At 60.6% G+C, this 17,993-nt stretch carries 18 protein-coding genes; 9 read left to right on the top strand and 9 right to left on the bottom strand.

Annotated features, from left to right (window positions below; translation table 11 throughout):
* Positions 1 to 10: 10 nt before the first annotated feature.
* On the bottom strand, positions 11 to 1,162 hold the full coding sequence (locus QP965_RS09355; protein ID WP_284844753.1) for an MFS transporter: 1,152 nt from the start codon (positions 1,160 to 1,162) through the stop codon (positions 11 to 13).
* A 71-nt stretch (positions 1,163 to 1,233) separates the two neighbouring features.
* On the opposite strand from QP965_RS09355, the gene QP965_RS09350 reads away from it, so the two are divergent.
* Complete coding sequence (locus QP965_RS09350; RefSeq protein WP_284844752.1) at positions 1,234 to 2,088, top strand: LysR family transcriptional regulator; 855 nt, start codon at positions 1,234 to 1,236, stop codon at positions 2,086 to 2,088.
* A gap of 42 nt (positions 2,089 to 2,130) precedes the next feature.
* On the opposite strand, the gene QP965_RS09345 is transcribed toward QP965_RS09350, so the two are convergent.
* Entirely contained in the window at positions 2,131 to 2,733 is a 603-nt protein-coding gene (locus tag QP965_RS09345) for a superoxide dismutase (protein WP_005325362.1), read from the bottom strand.
* 164 nt (positions 2,734 to 2,897) lie between these two features.
* Here QP965_RS09345 and msrA point away from each other — a divergent pair, with 164 nt between their 5' ends.
* The gene (msrA, locus tag QP965_RS09340; RefSeq protein ID WP_284844751.1) at positions 2,898 to 3,545 is read left to right on the top strand and encodes a peptide-methionine (S)-S-oxide reductase MsrA; all 648 of its coding nucleotides are present in this window, start codon (positions 2,898 to 2,900) and stop codon (positions 3,543 to 3,545) included.
* Here the strand turns inward: msrA and QP965_RS09335 are convergent.
* On the bottom strand, positions 3,542 to 5,284 hold the full coding sequence (locus QP965_RS09335; protein WP_284844750.1) for an alpha/beta-hydrolase family protein: 1,743 nt from the start codon (positions 5,282 to 5,284) through the stop codon (positions 3,542 to 3,544). The two genes, msrA and QP965_RS09335, sit on opposite strands and share 4 nt — an antisense overlap.
* A gap of 87 nt (positions 5,285 to 5,371) precedes the next feature.
* Between QP965_RS09335 and QP965_RS09330 the strand changes: the two genes are divergently transcribed.
* The 3 genes from QP965_RS09330 to QP965_RS09320 are packed head-to-tail and all read left to right on the top strand — an operon-like array spanning position 5,372 to position 7,964.
* Complete coding sequence (locus QP965_RS09330) at positions 5,372 to 6,319, top strand: L-lactate dehydrogenase (protein ID WP_284844749.1); 948 nt, start codon at positions 5,372 to 5,374, stop codon at positions 6,317 to 6,319.
* Positions 6,319 to 7,023 (top strand): glycerophosphodiester phosphodiesterase family protein, encoded by a 705-nt coding sequence (locus QP965_RS09325; protein ID WP_239278628.1) that lies wholly within the window; start codon positions 6,319 to 6,321, stop codon positions 7,021 to 7,023. Before QP965_RS09330 ends, QP965_RS09325 begins: the two co-directional genes overlap by 1 nt.
* A 20-nt stretch (positions 7,024 to 7,043) precedes the next feature.
* On the top strand, positions 7,044 to 7,964 hold the full coding sequence (locus tag QP965_RS09320; protein ID WP_284844748.1) for a DUF5926 family protein: 921 nt from the start codon (positions 7,044 to 7,046) through the stop codon (positions 7,962 to 7,964).
* Between the two features lie 49 nt (positions 7,965 to 8,013).
* Here the strand turns inward: QP965_RS09320 and QP965_RS09315 are convergent, their stop codons facing one another.
* The 3 genes from QP965_RS09315 to QP965_RS09305 form a co-directional block, all read right to left on the bottom strand.
* Positions 8,014 to 9,252 carry an LCP family protein gene (locus QP965_RS09315; RefSeq protein WP_284844747.1) on the bottom strand — a complete coding sequence of 413 codons (1,239 nt, stop codon included), beginning with the start codon at positions 9,250 to 9,252 and terminating at the stop codon, positions 8,014 to 8,016.
* A gap of 62 nt (positions 9,253 to 9,314) precedes the next feature.
* On the bottom strand, positions 9,315 to 10,013 hold the full coding sequence (locus tag QP965_RS09310; RefSeq protein ID WP_284844746.1) for a CPBP family intramembrane glutamic endopeptidase: 699 nt from the start codon (positions 10,011 to 10,013) through the stop codon (positions 9,315 to 9,317).
* Positions 10,010 to 11,146, bottom strand: coding sequence for an amidase (locus QP965_RS09305; RefSeq protein ID WP_284844745.1), 1,137 nt, complete (start codon positions 11,144 to 11,146; stop codon positions 10,010 to 10,012). Before QP965_RS09305 ends, QP965_RS09310 begins: the two co-directional genes overlap by 4 nt.
* Positions 11,147 to 11,179: 33 nt before the next feature.
* Between QP965_RS09305 and pheA the strand changes: the two genes are divergently transcribed.
* Together pheA and QP965_RS09295 are read left to right on the top strand one after the other, a co-directional pair.
* Positions 11,180 to 12,076 (top strand): prephenate dehydratase, encoded by an 897-nt coding sequence (gene pheA / locus QP965_RS09300; RefSeq protein ID WP_284844744.1) that lies wholly within the window; start codon positions 11,180 to 11,182, stop codon positions 12,074 to 12,076.
* A gap of 9 nt (positions 12,077 to 12,085) precedes the next feature.
* On the top strand, positions 12,086 to 12,739 hold the full coding sequence (locus QP965_RS09295) for a histidine phosphatase family protein (RefSeq protein ID WP_239278620.1): 654 nt from the start codon (positions 12,086 to 12,088) through the stop codon (positions 12,737 to 12,739).
* On the opposite strand, the gene QP965_RS09290 is transcribed toward QP965_RS09295, so the two are convergent.
* From QP965_RS09290 to QP965_RS09280, 3 genes are read right to left on the bottom strand one after another with little or no spacing between them, the layout of a single operon-like run.
* Entirely contained in the window at positions 12,736 to 13,083 is a 348-nt protein-coding gene (locus tag QP965_RS09290; protein WP_239278618.1) for a metallopeptidase family protein, read from the bottom strand. The two genes, QP965_RS09295 and QP965_RS09290, sit on opposite strands and share 4 nt — an antisense overlap.
* A complete protein-coding gene (locus QP965_RS09285; protein WP_284844743.1) occupies positions 13,083 to 14,156 on the bottom strand; it encodes a septum formation family protein in 1,074 nt (357 codons plus the stop codon). Before QP965_RS09285 ends, QP965_RS09290 begins: the two co-directional genes overlap by 1 nt.
* A gap of 36 nt (positions 14,157 to 14,192) precedes the next feature.
* Positions 14,193 to 14,942: a GntR family transcriptional regulator gene (locus QP965_RS09280; protein ID WP_284814985.1), complete on the bottom strand. Its 750-nt coding sequence runs from the start codon at positions 14,940 to 14,942 to the stop codon at positions 14,193 to 14,195.
* 65 nt (positions 14,943 to 15,007) lie between these two features.
* Here QP965_RS09280 and serS point away from each other — a divergent pair, with 65 nt between their 5' ends.
* The gene (serS, locus tag QP965_RS09275) at positions 15,008 to 16,264 is read left to right on the top strand and encodes a serine--tRNA ligase (RefSeq protein ID WP_049359893.1); all 1,257 of its coding nucleotides are present in this window, start codon (positions 15,008 to 15,010) and stop codon (positions 16,262 to 16,264) included.
* A gap of 101 nt (positions 16,265 to 16,365) precedes the next feature.
* Positions 16,366 to 17,901: a lysophospholipid acyltransferase family protein gene (locus tag QP965_RS09270; protein ID WP_284844742.1), complete on the top strand. Its 1,536-nt coding sequence runs from the start codon at positions 16,366 to 16,368 to the stop codon at positions 17,899 to 17,901.
* Positions 17,902 to 17,993: the final 92 nt, after the last annotated feature.

Below are 17,993 nucleotides of genomic sequence, written 5' to 3'. Positions count from 1 at the left end.
AAAACCGATTTTAGTCGGTTTTAATCTTGGTCCAAGTCAGCGCAGTAAGGGCGAGGGCTACGGCGGTGAAGAAGCCAATGAAGAGGGGCCACGACAGGGCGTCGAAAAGCAAGCCGGCACATGCGCCCACCACAGAAGAGCCAAAGTAATAGCAGAACACGTACATCGAGGAGGCCTCCGCGCGGTCGTGGGTGGCGATCTGGCCCACCCACCCGGAGGCGGTGGAGTGTACGGCGAAAAAGCCCACGGTAAAGGCGATCATTCCGAGAAGCGTCAGCGGAAGGTTACCGGCACACAACGCGATGCCCACAGTAAAAAGCGCGGCCGAGCCGCACAGGGTTTTTCCGTGGCCGATTCGGGCCACTAGCGCTCCAGCCCGAGCCGAGGACCAGGTGCCAGAAAGGTAGAAGAGGAAAGCCAAGCCGGCTAGCGAAGGGGCCAGACCAAAATCATCGATGAGCCGGAAGGTTAAGAAGTTATACATGGAGACAAACGTGCCCATGGACAGGAATGCGGTGAGAAAGAGCAAAGCCAAATCCCGGTTGGTCCAATGGCCCAAGAGTGCCCGGCTTTCGGTCTTGAGATGGATGGATTTAGGCCGGAAATTGCGTTGGGTGGGAAGCAGCAGCCAAGCCGTAATGGCAAAGGCGAGTGAGACCAGCGCCGAGCCGAAAAGCGCCCAGCGCCAGGTGGAAATCTCCACCAGCCCGGTGGGAATGAGGCGGCCGGTAAGGCCACCGACGGAGGTGCCTGCAATGTAGAGGCCCATTGCCCGCGGCAGGGCTTTGTCATCGAGTTCTTCAGAAAGCCATGCCATTGCCGTGGCGGGGGCGCCGGACAGCAGCGCACCCTGCAGGCCGCGTACCACGATGAGCTGCCACCCCTCCTGGGCGAGGGGAACAATGAGCCCCACGCCGGTCGCGGAAACGGCCGAAATAAGCAGGATGCGTCCGCGGCCGAAGCGCTCGGAGAGGATCGATGCGGGCACCACGCATAGGGCCAGCGCGCCCGTGGCGGCCGATACGGTCATGGCCGCTTCGGCGGAAGAAAGGCCCATGTTGTCTACCAGCGTGGGAAGAATGGCTTGGGTGGAATACAGGCTGGAGAATATAGCCAAGCCCACAAGGAGCATGGCCACCGTAGCGCGCCGCGTTCGAGTCATATCATTTAGCCTGCCCGGACACGCAGCATGTGTAAAATGTGGAAAATTACACTAATCGATGCGGAGTATGCATGAATGTGGAGGATGTTCGCGGCTTCCTCGCCGTGGTGGATCATGGTCGCGTGGGCGCTGCGGCCGATGAACTGGGGATCTCCCAATCCGCGCTGACTCGCCGCGTACAGCGCGTAGAAGCTAGTCTTGGCGCCCGCCTTTTCGAGCGCACTGGGCGCACCCTGCACGTGAACTCGCGCGGGAGGGCCTTCGCTGCAGCCGGGCGGGAAATGCTCCGCGCCTACCAAATAGGGCGGGACGATGTTGCCCGCCTCATGGATCCAGAACGCGGCACCGTGCGCCTAGATTTCATGCACTCGCTGGGAACCTGGTTGGTTCCGGACCTGCTCAAGAGCTATCGCGCGCAGCACCCGCACGTGGATATAAGCCTGCATCAAGGCGCGGCGCAGGAGCTGGTGAGCAGGGTGGAAAACGGCGAATCCGACCTTGCCCTCGTGGGCCCGCGGCCTGATGCAGCTCTGGGCTGGCACCAAATTAAGGTACAGCGACTAGGCCTTGCGGTGCCGGAAGGCCACTGGGCAGCGAACCTTCGGGAGGTGGAACTAGCGGAATTCGCTGCAGAACCGTTCATCGGCATGCTCCCAGGCTATGGCACGCGCATGCTTCTCGATGCCCTTGCGGACGACGCTGGCTTTAGCCCGCACCTCGTCTTCGAGTCGATGGAGCTTACTACCGTTGCGGGGCTGGTAGCGGCAGGACTCGGGGTGGCACTTTTGCCGTTGGATGATCCTTATCTACAGGTGGGGAGTTTGATTCCCCTTACGCCGCCGGCGTACCGCGAGCTCGGTTTAGTGTGGCGCGCCGGGGACGACGCACCCCCAGTGCAGCAATTCCGGGAGTTTATCCGGGCATAGAAAAAGCCGCCCCGAAGGGGCGGCCGAAGTAACTAAAAGGAGTTACTTGGTGGCTGCAGCGAAGCGCTCAGCAACGTCATCCCAGTTGAAGACGTTCCATACGGCCTTAACGTAGTCAGCCTTAACGTTCTTGTACTGCAGGTAGAAAGCGTGCTCCCACATATCCAGCATTAGCAGCGGGGTGAAGTTGATGGAGGTATTACCCTGCTGGTCGGTCAGCTGCTCAATGATGAGGCGGCCAGCAATGTGGTCGTAGCCCAGAACGGCCCAGCCGGAGCCCTGCAGGGAGGTAGCAGCGGCGGAGAAGTGAGCCTTGAACTTCTCAAAGGAGCCGAAGTCGCGGTTGATAGCCTCTGCCAGCTCGCCGGTTGGCTCGCCGCCACCGTTCGGGGACAGGTTCTTCCAGAAGATGGAGTGGTTGGTGTGGCCACCCAGGTTAAACGCCAAGTTCTTGGAGAGGGCACGGATGCGATCTGGGTTAGCCTCGCCGTTGCGCTCTTCCTCGAGCGCCTCGAGTGCGGCGTTAGCGCCAGCAACGTAGGTTGCGTGGTGCTTATCGTGGTGGAGCTCCATGATCTCTGCGGAGATGTGTGGCTCCAGTGCGTCGAATGCGTATGGGAGGTCAGGAAGTTCGTAAACAGCCATTTGTTAAATCCTTTCTTCGGGTACGTGTCCCGATGATAGGCACGGTTGAAAGATTTCGCCATGATTAATTCGAATTGTGGAACTAGCGAGAATATTAACTGGCCGCGGAATAGCTTTTCGCAGTACAACGTTGGGAAGAAGGAATAAGGAAGGAGCTATACCTCATGTGGATGTTTAAGCCGGAGCCCAAACTCGTTGCTGCAGACGAGGCTCTGCCGGGACGAACGGAGCCGATTGTGGACCCCGCCCCGCACGCCGTTCTAGGAACACCGATTACCGGGCCGTGGAAGGACGGGCAGCGCTCCATTCTTATTGCGTTGGGATGTTTCTGGGGTGCGGAGAAGATGTTTTGGGAGACCGAAGGCGTGGAGTCCACCTCGGTGGGCTATGCGGGCGGTACCACCCCGAATCCCACGTACTATGAGGTGTGCCGTGGGCTAACCAACCATGCCGAGGCGGTGGAGGTGGTCTATGACCCGCAGCGCATCAGCCTGCGCGATCTTGTCGTACAAGCCCTAGAAGCGCACGATCCCACGCAGGGTTTTCGCCAGGGCAATGATGTAGGAACGCAATACCGCTCTGCTTTCTACCCACGCACGGAGGAAAAGCGCGCGGAAATCCAGGGCATCGTAGATTCCTATGCAGAGAAACTCAAGGAATTCGGATTCGGGGATACCACCACGGAGGTCAAACTCCTCTCCGAAACTGATTCTGGGGAGTACTACCTGGCTGAGGATGAGCATCAGCAGTACTTATATAAGGTGCCTAATGGGTACTGCCCGCACCACAGTACTGGGGTGAAATGTGACTAAGCGTCGCGCCGGATAAAGCGGGCAATCTTCTTGGCCAACTTCGGCGTGAGCGATTGGCGGGATTGGGATCCTAAGACCTCATCCCAATACCAGAGCATTTCCTCAAAATAGTTGTGTCCGTGCCCGCCAGGGACGTTGAGGGAATTGATCTGGTCCAAGCCAATTTGCCACCAAGTAATGAACGGAACCCAATGCAGCTGCCGGAAGGTATCCGCGTGCAGCGCTTCCGGCTGCGGTTCATGAATCCAGGTGGGCCTGCGCACGAGAAGGTTGAGATCCCACCACACGATGGCGTCGGAAGCGTGCTGGGCAATGAGCATGCGGGGGCGGCGCCAGGTATGGGCGTAGTCATTGCCAAAGGCGTCGTGCAGCGTATGGTCAGGGGCCGCCGCGTAGCGCACATGCTTGCCGCCATCGATAACGGGCAGGCGTTCTAGGGAACCAATATCCCGGCGCAGGCGCTGGGTAAAGTGCGTCATGCGCGGGGGCCCAGAAAAGACCGCGCCATTGCACGAGGAAAGTAGGTCTTCCGCATTATGGTAGTTATCCATAATGGCGTAGGCGCCAAGCGATTCACCTGCGAAATAAAGCCGCGGGCGGTTTTCTTTAGGCAGCCTATCTATTTCTTCTTGTACCACCCGAATCAATTCGCGGGCCGCTTGCTTCGGTGCATTCTTATCCACGAGGTAGGAAAAAACCGAAGGCAGGTAGGAATACTGCATGGTGACGGTGACGCAATCACCGCCGGTCAAAAACTCATAGGAGCACGCACCCCAGTTATTGATCCATCCCGAGCCGGCGGGCATTTGGATGACGATAGTTTCGCGCCGCAGGGCACCGGTGCGTTCGAGTTCGGCGCGGATCTTTTCCGCGGATTGCTGGAAGGAGCGCCCTGGTATGTATCCGGCGTAGATACGGATGGGTTCCTTTGCATCGGTTCCCGTTACTGTGCGGATATCGCGGGCGCGGGGGCCGTTGGAGACAAAGCGGCGTCCCTGCTGTCCCAGCGCCGACCACGGCTCGAGCGACCATGGGCTGCCGGAGCGCTCCGGTTCCCAGGGCATGGAGGTTCCAGGGAAAATCTGCTTGTTTATTCGCTGCGCTTGGTGCGATAGCGAGCGTAGCCAGCGTCGAAAGACCACGCGGTCAGAAAGTGCAAACGTCGTGAGGCTCAGTCCCGCGGTAACCACCGGCCAAGCAATGAGTGCAGGCACCCAGCGGCCTAGCTGGCGTGACAGTTTAGTGACGGCAAGCTGCGTGGCCTCCCCGATGAGTAGGAGAGTGCCGTAGCCCGCGGTGCCCGCGGCCAAGCCGATGGCCGCCGTGGCGGGACCGCGCACGAGCTGCTTATTGACCAACTCCGCCTGCTTTTTCTGGTTGCGCAGCGAAAGCACGGCATTAAATGCAGTCCCGGCGCCAATAGCAAGGTGCATAATTTGTCGATGTTGTGGGCCGAGGCGGTCCTGCGGGCGCTTGCCAATGCTATTGAGCACGAAGCTTGTTGACGCTGCACCTAGATGCCCAATGCCCTGCCCGATTGCCACGTTGGCAGCGGTCACCCACCACGGGCGGGGAAGTAAGGAGGGCGAAACAGCAGCCCACGTAGCTAATTCCGCACCCAAAATTCCAGCCGACATATTGGGTGGTAAGGTTTGCCGGCTGGTCATACGGACGATGGGCGTGAGATCCGCGGCTACGCCAAGAGCGATTAGTGCAGCGCGGCGGAGTGCGCGTTTCATAATGCCCGATTATCCCAGATTTCGGTGGGATTTTCAGTGTGAGATTTAGCCCGTGCAAAAATCTTCAAAGAGTTGCACAATGGGGTCATGGCAAATCATGTAGGAAACAAAGTAGTTCTCATTGGTGCCGGCGATGTGGGAGTCGCTTACGCCTTCGCTCTCATCAACCAAAGCATCGTTGACCACTTGGCAATCATCGATATCGATGAAAAGAAGCTAGAGGGCAACGTCATGGACCTCAACCACGGTGTTGTCTGGGCCCCCACCCGCACCCGCGTCACCAAGGGCACCTACGCCGATTGCGCAGACGCCGATATGGTCGTCATTTGTGCCGGTGCCGCACAGAAGCCGGGTGAGACCCGCCTGGACCTGGTGGGCAAGAACGTCAAGATCATGAACAGCATCGTCTCCGATGTCATGGCGAATGACTTTGATGGCATCTTCTTGGTTGCCTCCAACCCAGTGGACATCCTGACCTACGCCGTGTGGAAGGCTTCCGGCCTAGACCACAAGCGCGTCATCGGCTCCGGCACTGTGCTGGACTCCGCTCGTTTCCGCTACATGCTGGGCGAGCTGGAAGATGTTGCACCGAAGTCCGTACACGCCTACATCGTGGGCGAGCACGGCGATTCCGAGCTGCCAGCCATCTCCACCGCGAATATCGCAGGTGTCCCGATGTCCAAGAAACTGGCTACGGATCCGGAGTATGCAGAGCGCATCGAGAAGATCTTCGAAGACACCCGCGATGCCGCCTACTCCATCATTGACGCTAAGGGCTCCACTTCCTTCGGTATCGGCATGGGCCTGGCCCGTATCACCGCCGCCGTCATCCAGAACCAGGACGTGGCGCTGCCAGTATCTGCTTACCTGCAGGGTGAGTATGGTGTAGAGGATCTCTACATCGGTACCGCTGCCATCATCAACCGCTCCGGCATCGTGCGCGCGATTGAGCTGCAGCTCAATGAGCACGAAAAGGAGCGTTTCGATGCTTCTGCCAAGACCCTGAATGACATCAAGGAAGAGTTCTTCGGCTAGTGAAGATTGTCGCTCATAGGGGATACTCCGGAAAATATCCGGAGCTATCCCCTCTAGCTTTTGAAAAAGCCCTAGATTTGCCAATTCACGGCGTCGAGTGCGATGTGCGCTTGACGCGCGATGGAAAAGTAGTGGTTCAGCATGATCCCACGTTGGACCGCACCGCGGGGCGCCCCGGCCGCATTTCCAAGATGGACTGGGAAGAATTGCGCGGCGTTGACATCGGTTCGGGCCAGCGTATGATGCTTCTCGACGAACTCTTGGAACTACTTCAGGGCACACCGCACCACCTTTATATCGAGACTAAGCACCCCTCCGGGCAGGGTGACATCCTGGAGGAGCAAACGGTGCTGCGCCTGCGTTATGCGGGGCTTTTCGACGACCCCCGGATCCACGTCATTTCCTTTTCCCACCACGCCATCCGCCGCATGCAGAACTTGGCGCCGCACATGGACCGGATTTATCTTCGTCGCGATTGGGAGCGCCATGTCAACCGTCCCGATGTAATGCTGTCCAAGCCCACCGCGCTCGGCGTATCGTTGCTGCGCGCGAAGCTGCAGCCAGCAATTATCGGCGCGCAGGGATTGCCTACCTACCTGTGGACTGTAGACAAGCCGGAGGATATGAAGTGGGCGTGGGCTAACGGGGTAGATATGCTCGCTACCAACCAACCCGAAGTGGCCCTACATGCCATTGAGCTCTAGTAAGCAGGTATCTTGGAGGCATGGCCAAGAAGAAAAAGAACAAGGAACAGCTGCCTGAGGGCATGTCCCGCCGCCAGGCAAAGCTCGCTGCCCGCGCCAAGGAGCGCGCCGCCCTGGAAAAGGATCCCCGCCCCTACGGCGGACTTGCTGCGGAGGCCTCCCTGGTCGCCATGCAGGAGTTCGTCCCCTCTGCTTTTGCCAAGCTTGACGTTAAAGGCTGCGATAAGAACGTGTATGTAGCCACCGTCCTGCCAGGTGCTTCTGCTGCGCTTATTCGGGACACCGAATTTGGCGGCGATGCCTTCGTGGGCCTGCAGGTGCAGTCCCACACCCACAACCCGGGCCGCGATCTCGCCTTTGCCCTCAATTGGGTGAAGAATAATGAGCCTGGCGCCACCCTGGAATCCACCGCGGCCGACGGTTCGGAGCCGAAGCTGGAGGAGCTTATCGATTCCTCTGCTACCCTCGACGTGCAGGTTCACCAGGACTTCGAATGGTGGATTCCGGAGGGAGCACAGGTCACCCCGCAGATTGCACAGTCGCTACGCGCCGCTAATGATTCCGTCATTGAGTCCTACCAGGTGGGCGAGAACATTACCGGTGCGGCCTTTTGGGCAAATGCCGGCGGCGGCAAGGCCCACATCCGTTGGGTCCGCCCGAATGATGATGAAGCCGCATTCCTGAACGCTTTGGCGCGCGTCGCCGCCCGCGGCGAGCTGAACTTGGGCGAGGGCACCAAGTTCGCCGGTGTTTTCCGCACCCACGGTCTCATCGCTCCGGTCTTCGACTTGGATCCAGAGGTTGACCACGCTTCCTATGAGGATCACCTCACCCGCGTGGACAAGGCCTTGGAGGAAGAAATCTCTAATGATGCCCAGCTGAACGCCGATGAGCGCAAGCAGCTAGAAAACATTAAGTCCCGCCAGGTGACCTTGCGCTAAAGACAGGAAAATGGCCCTTCCCCGGTAGAGGAAGGGCCATTTTTGATCGCTATTTGAGGGAATCCCACAACCCGGCGGCTGCTTCATCGTCCCAGAGGACGACGTTGCCTACCTCGGTATCTTGGAAACCGCCGATGGGGACGGTCTCGGTGTCTACGCCGGAGCCCATGGCTAGTGCCACGCGGGCGAGGTGCCAGACGTGGTCGTCCTCACCCACGATGAACGAGGAGGCGGTGTGGTTGACCAAGGAGAAGGCGCGGAATGGGTTAATCAGGGTGGCCGGGGAAGCAACCTTATCCAGCAATGCGGAGAAGAATTCGCGCTGTCGCTGCACGCGGTCAAGGTCACCCATGGCGGTGGCGCGGGTGCGCACGTAACCGAGGGCGTCGCGGCCCTTGAGCTTCTGGCAGCCATCTTGGAGATCAATGCCGGCCAGCGGGTCATTGATGGGTTCCTTCACGCACACGTCTACGCCGCCGACGGAGTCGACCACATTCGCTAGGCCACCCATACCGATCTCGGCATAGTGGTCGATGTGCAGACCGGTCGCGCCCTCGACGGTTTGGGTAAGGAGCTGCGGTCCACCGTAGGTAAAGGCGGCATTGATCTTGTCCATGCCAAAACCGGGGACTTCCACGTAGCTATCGCGTGGGATGGAAACGAGCTTGGCCTTGCCGGTGCGGGGGATGTGCAGCAACATGATGGTATCGGTGCGGCCCTCGCCCACATCACCACCGGTGCCGAGCTCCGCCTGCTGTTCCTCGCTGAGTCCCTGGCGGGAATCGGAGCCGACGAGCAACCAATTGGTGCCGGCGGTATTAGACACTTGTTCTTCTGGCAGCGCCTCCACGCGGGTGAGGCGGGCATCGGTCCAGAACATGAAGACGAGATTGAATACCAGTAGGACAACGAGCGCCAAGCCAACGCACCCGAGGGCGCGCTTGGCCGGATTGACCTTCTTGCGGCGGCTGTGCGGGCGCTGCCGGGGCGCCGGGCGCGGCTCGGTACGACGAGGCGGGCGCTGCTGCGCGCGGTACTGGCTGGGGTAGCGGCTCGGCGTTGGGGGCGGAGTGCGACGCGGGGGCTGTTGCTGTGGCTGCGGAGCGCGAAAGGATTGTTGCTCGGGTTCCACGCGCCGCGGCGTCGGGCGGGCGGAGGAACGGCGTCGAATGGGGCGGCCGTATCGATCCTTGAGGGGACGTCCATCGGCCCCAAGGACGAATTCAGTGGAGGAGTCGTCGCCGGCGCGGCGGGCCTCCCGATGCGGATCTCGTCCTGATTCAGTCATGCGCTATACCTTACAAGGAGCAGGGAGCAACGCCTGCTTCGCGACGTCCCCTACAGGGATTTTCACAGGAAGGAATAACCCACGAAAGCGATGGCGTCGATAAGAAAATGCGCTATGACCAAAGGCCATACCCGCCCCGTGCGGTGGTAGTAATAGCCGTAAATTAAACCCATGATGATATTGCCAAAGCCAGCGGAAACGCCCTGGTAGAGGTGGTAAGAACCGCGGAGAATGGAGCTTGCGGCCAGCGCTGCTGGCAGCGACCAGCGGGCCTGGCGCAAGCGCGTCATAAGCCACATCACCACCACGGTTTCCTCCGCGAAGGCATTGGCAGCGGCCTTGAGGAGGGAAACGGGGATTTCCACCCAAGCATTGGCGAAGTCGCCGGGGATGACCTCCTTGCTCCACCCCAATTGCACCGCCGCGACATACAGGGCGAGCCCCGGGATGCCAATGAGGGCGGCAAGCCCTGCGCCTTCTAGCCAGTCGCGGGCGCGGTGGGCACGGGGCACTATGCGGTCCTTGGCCAGCAGGAAAAGCGCTAAGGCTCCATAGGAAAAGAGCACGGCGGCCGAGCACAGCTGCAGTCCCATATCCACCCAGGCAAGGGAGGATTGGCTGGAATTGAGTGTGACCGATTGCTCGTCGAGTCGCTGCGGTGCGGCCAGGGAATTGATGAGGTTCAACACCGCCCGCACCCCGGAAATGCCAAAGGTGAGGGTGAGGACGATGAGTAGCTCGGCGCGTAGGGATTTGGTCATGGGTGGAGGATGTGGGCGAGGCCGAGCAGGGCGGCGTCGGAAAGCGTAATGCCTCCCAGGTGCACGCCCACCGGCGGGTGATTGGGAACGGCCCATGGCACGGAAATGGCTGGCAGGCGGGCCATGTTGAAGAGGGAACCCCACGGAGACCACCGGGTCTGGGCCGCGAAATTCTCCGCATGGGGCAGGGAAAGGAATGAACCAATACGCGGCGGGTCCGTGGTCAACATTGGGGTGAGGATGGTATCGACTCCCCACTCTTGGGCCAGCAAGCCAGGTAGCTGCCGGACATGCGCCCGCGCCGCGGCCAGCTCAGCGGCGCTAACGCGCCGGCCCTGTTTAGCAATCCACTCCGCATAGCCCGCCGCCGGGTTAAGCCCCGCCAGGCGGGAGGTAAAGGTCGTGCGGAAATATGCAAAGGTAGCTCGGGCCTGCGGATACGGGGAAATGGGCACCACGGTGAAGCCGGCTGCCTGTAGGCGTTGGGCGGCCTCGCGGGCGGCGCGCAGGTGGTGGGCATCGACGTTGGCATCACAAAACAGCGGCTCTACCAGCAGACCAATGCGGGCGCGCGGGGTGATCATTCGGTGGCCATGCAGAAAGGCATTATCGGCCACGGTCCGGGTGATAAAGCCCTGCACGCCCAGTTCATCACCTGCCGGTTTAAAGCCCACCACGCCGCATGCCGCGGCCGGCACTCGGATGGAACCGCCGCCATCGCTGGCGTGCGCCGCGCGCAGCAACCCCCGCGCGACCTGTACCGCCGCTCCGCCCGAGGAACCACCCGGAGTGCAGCCGGGATAGAGGGGATTATCGGGATGGGGCAGGCCCACCGGCTCCGTATCCACGCGCAGACCCAACTCCGGGGTGGAGGACTTCCCGATGATGCGCGCCCCCTGCTTCTCCAAGGCCTCGATAAAGGCATCGCTGCGCTCGGGGTAGTAAGTGCGATCGACATTTCCCAAGGTAGTGGGCATGCCGCGGACATCGCAGAGATCCTTAGCGGAGAGGACCCAGCCGCTCAGCCGGCCTCGACCGGAGGGCTCGCGGTCTACATCCAGGTAGGTGAAACCGTGCTCCTCGGGGACAAGGCCGTGCAGATCCGCGCGGAGTTGTTCTACGGAAAAGTCCATGGGGCACCAGTCTAGTGGGCTAAGGTGACGTGCATGACTACCACCATCGCCTTCCTCGGTCCGGCCGGCACCTTTACGGAAGCGGCTGTGCATAAGTTTGCCGCGCACCTGCCGCAGGTAGAGACCATGCCGGTTGGCTCGCCTTCGGAGGCCGTGGCCGCCGTGCGCGCCGGGCACGCCGAGTACGCCTGCGTAGCCATTGAAAATTCCGTCGATGGCGCTGTCACCACTACCTTTGATGCGCTCGTTGAAGCCGAACCGGTGCAGATTTACCGCGAGTTGGATGTCCCCGTGGCTTTTAGCATCATGACCCGGCAGGGCGCGGGTGACATTGCGCGGCTGAGCACCCACCCGGTGGCATTCCAGCAAATCCGCGGCTGGGTAAAGGACAATTTGCCGGAGGTAGAGTTCGTGCCGGCCAGTTCCAATGCCGCCGCGGCCGAGGCTGTAGTCCGTGGGGAAGCGGATGCGGCCGCAGCGCCGGCGCGGGCCGCCGAGATCTTTGGGCTGGAGACCATCGCCCAGGGCGTGGCAGATGTCGAGGGCGCCGCAACGCGCTTTGTCCTGGTGGGGCGTCCGGGAAAACCCACTGCGCGAACTGGCCAGGACCGCACCAGCGTCATCTTCACCCTGCCAAATGAGCCAGGCAGCCTGGTGGGGGCGTTGCAGGACTTTGCGCACCGCGGGGTGGACCTGTCCCGGATTGAGTCGCGGCCGACGCGGGAGGCCTTTGGTACGTACCGCTTCTACGTGGACCTCATTGGGCACATTGACGATCAGCCGGTGGCGGAGGCACTGCGGGCCTTGTGGTTGCGGGCAGAGGACTTGCTTTTCCTTGGCTCCTGGCCGGCGGCAACCCCGGCGGGCAAGCCACCGCGCGATCTGGCAGCGGCGGATGATTGGGTAGCGCGGGCACGCAGGGGCCAATAATCTAGAAGCATGCCCGGAAGAATTATCCTGCTGCGCCACGGCCAGACCTATTCCAATATTTCCCGCTTCCTCGATACCCGCCCGCCCGGAGCGGAGCTTACCGAGCGCGGGCGTGACCAAGCCACGGAGGTAGGCCAGGAACTTGCGCAGTTGGTGGGCGAGCGCGAGGTGGAATTTAAATGCTCCATTGCCCTGCGCGCTCAGCAGACCGCGATGCTGGCGGCACGCGCCTTTGAGCAGGAGCGCGGTATGCCGGAATTTTCCCAGCGCGTTGACGTAATCTCCGGCGTGCACGAAATTTTCGCCGGTGACTGGGAGATGGACGGTAGCGAAGATGCCCATCGGTCCCACATGGTGGCTATGCGTGGCTGGTGCGATGGCGAGCGCGGCGCCGGGATGGAGGGCGGCGAGACCTTGGATGATGTGCTGGCGCGCTACCAGCCGGTGCTGGAGGGCATTGCGAAGCAGCTTGGCGACGACCACGATGTCATTCTCGTCAGCCACGGCGCCGCTATCCGCGTGGTCACCAAACACGCCACGGGTGTTGATGCCGACTTTGCCTATACCGGCTACCTGGCCAATTGTCGCTTTATGGTGATAGAACCGCGCGGCAAGGACTTTGGTGAGTGGACGTTAACTCGGTGGGCGGATACGGAGCTCTAGCCCCAGCCCAGGCGGTGCAGCTCCTCTTCTTCGAGGCCAAAGTAATGGCCGAGTTCGTGGAATACGGTGATCTTGACCTGCTCTGCTAATTCTTCCTCGCTGCCGGACCAGCGCTGCAGCGTGTTGCGGTAAATGAAGATCGCATCGGGCAGGAAACCGGTGTGATCGAAGGTGCGGTGCGGCAGTGCGACGCCCTCGTAGAGCCCTAGCAGCATAGGGTTATCGGGATTTTCATCTTCGACCAAGATGACGAGGTTGCGCATGCGGCGCACGAATTCCTCGGGGACTTGATCCAGCGCCTCGTTGACCATCTCATCGAAGCGCTCTTCTGATACCTCGACCATTAGGGCGCTGGGGCCGGTGCGTGGGCGGCGGACTCGGGTGCCGGACTATTGTCCTTGTCCTCACGCAGTGGATTGCGCTCGGGGCGTTCCTCCGGCGGTTGGCCGTCGATAGTCAGTGCTTGGCGGCCACCGGTAGCGGAACCGGTGATGGCAGAGAAACCGCCGCCTTCGCGGGCATGCACAAGGGAGCAATTGACGGACTTGGTGCCGCCATTCCACGAGGCCTCGGTGATAGAGCCCCAGAATGGTTGCAGCGTGGACTGGTAGAGCTGTTCCTCGCCGCCAAGGTAGTCCTCGGTGGCGGCGGTACACGTATCGGATAAGAACTTGTCCATATCCTTGCCATCCGGGTAGCCGTCAGGGAACTGCTTGCCCACATCAATGACGGAAACGGTCTCCATTTGGTGGGGCTTAGCGCAGTCAACGACGTGCGGAACCTGCTTGTCATCGATGGCTAAGCACTCGCCCGGCTTGGCGAGGTTTGCCTGCTCGGAGGCCTCGACGTTGCCGACGGTAAGCTGCGGTACGCCGTGATCATCGGTGGTTTGCAGGCCGCACAGCAAGGTGCGGTCGCCGCGATCCCAGGCGGACTGCGGCGGCAGAATGGACGCCACATCGTACTTACCATTCGGATCCCACTTACCGTGCAGGTAGCCCACAGTGGCGGATTCGCACAGCTCATCGCGCAATTGGTGTTGGCGGGTTAGCGCTGGGCGGGTGGCATCAGGGCCGAATTCGCTAGTGGGGTAGATGCTTAGGTCTTCGGTCTTGGAAACCTCGAAGCGGTGCTGTTCCGAGCACGGCACTTCCTTGAACCCAGTGGCGGAGCCATCCTGGGCGATGTCCCACGTCAAGCAAGCGCCGGCGGCCGCAGCGGTGAAAGGCTCCGGTTTAGGAGCGGCGGTTTCTGAAGTATCCCCGCTATTGTGCTGCTGGGCGGCGGTAGTATCGTCGCCACCAGATTTGTGGGAGCTGATAACGCCATAGATGCCCATGAAAACGGCCGCCGCGATTGCCGCAATCAAGACAATCTGGACGGCCACAGCGGAACGCCACGCAGGTGATTTCTTCATAAGGCCCTTAATCTTACCTGTTAAGCAGGGTGCTGGCTAGATACTGTTCTCCCTAGCCACCCGGGTAGTCAGGCGGTAGCGGTCGGTGCGGTAGACGGAGGAACACCACTCCACCGGCCTATCGCCCGAGCGGGAGTAGCGCACGATGTGCAGCAGTGGGGTGCCCAGGGGGACGTCGAGAAGCGGAGCAGTGTCCGCATCGGCTGAAATCGCGGAGACCGTTTGATCCGCATCGGTGATAGGGACGTCAAAGACGGAGTCGAGAATGGCGTAGACCGAATTGTAGGTGTCATTTTCTAGCAGGCTGGGCGCATACGTGGAGTTATACCAGCCGTCATCAATGGAGTAGGGCTCGCCATCGCCCAAGCGCAGGCGGCGCAGATGAATATGTTCGGTTTGGGCAGGGGTATCAAAAAAGAGGGCGGCATCCTCCGGGGCGCTGCTGCGTCCGCTGGTAAGGATTTTGGAGGAGGCAGTGACGTCTTGTGCGCCCATCTCATCCGAGAATGAGGCGAGGTGGAGCCGGGAGACAAGGGGATTGGGCGCTACGAAGGTGCCCTTTCCGCGGACGCGCCGCAATTTTCCGGCCGCGACAAGATCTCCGATGGCGCGGCGTACCGTGATCCGTGACACGCCATAGGTTTCTTCAAGAAGCCTCTCGCCAGGCAGGATATCGCCGGGTTTGAGGGTCGTGCGGCACAATTCTTCGAGGATATCGTGCAATTGGGTGTGTTTTGGAACGGAACCGTCCGTAATTGTGCGGGCGGGGAGCTGAACGGCGGACATAAAGCCATCATAATTCGCTGGTTATTACCACCGCAAGATGTTGCCAATACGCTAAACTTACATTCGTGATTGATCTCAAGCTACTCCGCGAAAACCCCGACGTTGTCCGTGCTTCCCAGGTGAACCGAGGTGAGGATCCCTCCCTCGTAGACCAGCTCTTGGAAGCTGATGAGCAGCGCCGCGCTGCTATCCAAAAGGCCGACGAACTGCGCTCTGAACAGAAGGCTTTTGGCAAGAAGATTGGCCAAGCCTCCCCAGAGGAGCGTCCGGCACTGCTGGAGGGCTCCAATGAGCTGAAGGCCAAGGTCAAGGAGGCGGAAGAGGCACAGTCTGCCGCTGAGGCCAAGGTGGAAGAGCTGCAGTACAAGCTCGATAATGTGGTCGAAGGTGCCCCGGCCGGCGGCGAAGATGACTTCGTAGTGGTAGAAGAAGTAGGCCAGATTCCTGAGTTCGACTTCGAGCCAAAGGACCACCTCGAGTTGGGCGAGTCCCTCGGCCTCATTGACGTCAAGCGCGGCGCTAAGGTAGGCGGCGCTCGTTTCTACTACCTCACCGGCGATGGTGCCTTCCTGCAGCTGGGAATGCTGATGCTCGCGGCGCAGAAGGCACGCGAAGCTGGCTTCAAGCTGATGATCCCGCCAGTCCTGGTTCGCCCAGACATTATGTCCGGCACCGGTTTCTTGGGCCAGCACTCCGATGAGGTTTATTACCTGCCGGCCGATGATATGTACCTCGTCGGTACCTCTGAGGTGGCCCTTGCCGGTTACCACAAGGATGAGATCATCGACCTCTCCAACGGCCCGCTGCAGTACGCTGGCTGGTCCTCCTGCTTCCGCCGTGAGGCTGGCTCCCACGGTAAGGACACTCGCGGCATCCTGCGCGTCCACCAATTCGACAAGCTGGAGATGTTTGTCTACTGCAAGCCGGAGGACGCGGAAGAAATGCACCAGCGCCTTCTGTCCATGGAAAAGGACATGCTTGCAGCCATGGAACTGCCCTACCGCACCATCGATATTGCCGGTGGCGACCTCGGTTCTTCGGCGGCCCGCAAGTTCGACAATGAGGCTTGGGTTCCTACCCAAGGCACCTACCGTGAGCTAACCTCCACTTCGAACTGCACCACCTTCCAGGCACGCCGCCTGTCCACCCGCTACCGCGACGAGAACGGCAAAACCCAGACCGCAGCTACCCTGAACGGCACGCTGGCGACTACCCGCTGGCTCGTAGCCATTCTGGAAAACCACCAGCAGGCCGACGGCTCCGTCGTTGTCCCTGAGGCCCTGCGCCCCTTCGTGGGCAAGGATGTCCTGACCCCGCAGTAAGTCCGCCGTCGTCCTGGAGAGTTATGAACGCTGCGACGAATTTCCTGTACCGCCAGATCACCCACATTGGCAGGGGGGTGACTCTGGCACAGGGGTTAAAAATGCGCCTTTCGGGGGAAGAAAATATCCCCGATCAGGGCGGCGCGGTGTTGGTCTGCAACCACACCGGCTACATGGATTTCCTCTTCGGCGCCTTTTTGGCCTATCGCAAGAAGCGTCTGGTGCGCTTCCTGGCTAAGGCTGGAATCTTTAAAGCACCGGTGGCGGGTCCGTTGTTAAAGGCCATGCACCACGTGCCCGTTGACCGTATCGATGGCAGCGCCTCCTTCTTCCAGGCGGTACAGCTGGCCAAGGACGGCGAGCTCGTGGGCGTGTTTTCTGAAGGCACAATTTCCCGCAGCTTTGAAATCCGCAGCATGAAAAGTGGCGCCTCCCGCATTGCCTATGAGGCGGGGGTGCCAGTAATCCCACAGGTCATTTTTGGTTCGCAGCGCCTGTGGACCAAGGGGCACAAAAAGAACCTGGGACGGACCAAGACCCCTGTCTTTATTACCGCCCTCGAACCGTACTATCCCACCGGCGATGCGGAGGCTGACACCGCGGAGATTCGACGCCGCATGCAAGAGGCGTTGGAAGGGCTATGGGAGCAGTACGAAGCCGAATTTGGACCCATGCCTGCCGGTGAATACTGGGTGCCCGCCCGTAAAGGTGGTGGGGCCCCTACCCTTGAAGAGGCAGAAGCCCGCGATGCTGAAGTGGAAACCGAACGCCACCGCGTACGCCGACTGCGCGACGATCTAGTGGGCCTCAAAGAACGCGTCTCCGTTACTACGGTTGACTTGGTGCGCAACCACATGGCCGCCGCCAAGGGAAAAGACGGGGAGGAGCCAAAGAATAAGGCGCGTACCGCTCCGGAGACCCTGGAGTGGATCAAGAACAACCTCAACGCCGTGGTAGAAGAGGCAACCCGCGGCTTGGATGAAGGTCGCGATAAGGTCGCGGATGTCATGGCGCAGCTGAAGTCGGAGGTCGCGCAAACCCAAGCGTCCATCGCGGCCAGCAGTAAGGAGATATGGGCCGGTTCCGTAGTAGAGCAGGGCCTGTTGGCGGCAGCTACCCAATCCCGGCTTATCGTCTCGCGCTTGCCGCACCGCGTGAAGGCGCAATTCTCTTCCATACCCCGCGTGGTGGTGGCGCAGAGCAGCGCGCTGAATTGGGAGGATGGCGCGCTGACTCCGCGATTGCACAAGGCTTTGGCAGATATCTACCCGGCAGCCGAAGTCCTGATTGTGATATCACCCGCCGGTGAGGTGGAAGTTCCGCAAGCCGTGTGGAGCGTTGTCCTTGATGAGGGTGCTGTGCAGCCGCGTCTCGATACCGCTGCACTGTCCGTCACTGCCGCGACCGCGGTACAAGGCGTGGAGCGCATCCTCGAGGATCTGCAAGCTAAGCCGGAAGAAGTTTTGGTCTTTGCTAACGAGCAAGGGGATGAGGATTTCCTCGACTGGATGTCGGTAGTGGCTTTGGAAACTGCCCCTATTGAGGTGGTTAAGGGTGCCCAGGCGGTCACTTATTCTGCCGAGAAAGCCGGAATGTCCGAAGTGCTTGAAGCAATGGCGCGGTTAGCGCAGAAATAGCGCGGGCTTTCCGTCCGCTTTACACCCCCGCGAGGGGGTGTTTTTTCTTTTTGAATGTCTAAGTATTTTAGGAAAACTGACTGCTTACGGGC

Origin of the sequence: Corynebacterium sp. MSK074, from assembly GCF_030229735.1 — a bacterium.
Classification (GTDB): domain Bacteria; phylum Actinomycetota; class Actinomycetes; order Mycobacteriales; family Mycobacteriaceae; genus Corynebacterium.
This window is presented reverse-complemented; position numbering and strand designations above follow the sequence as displayed.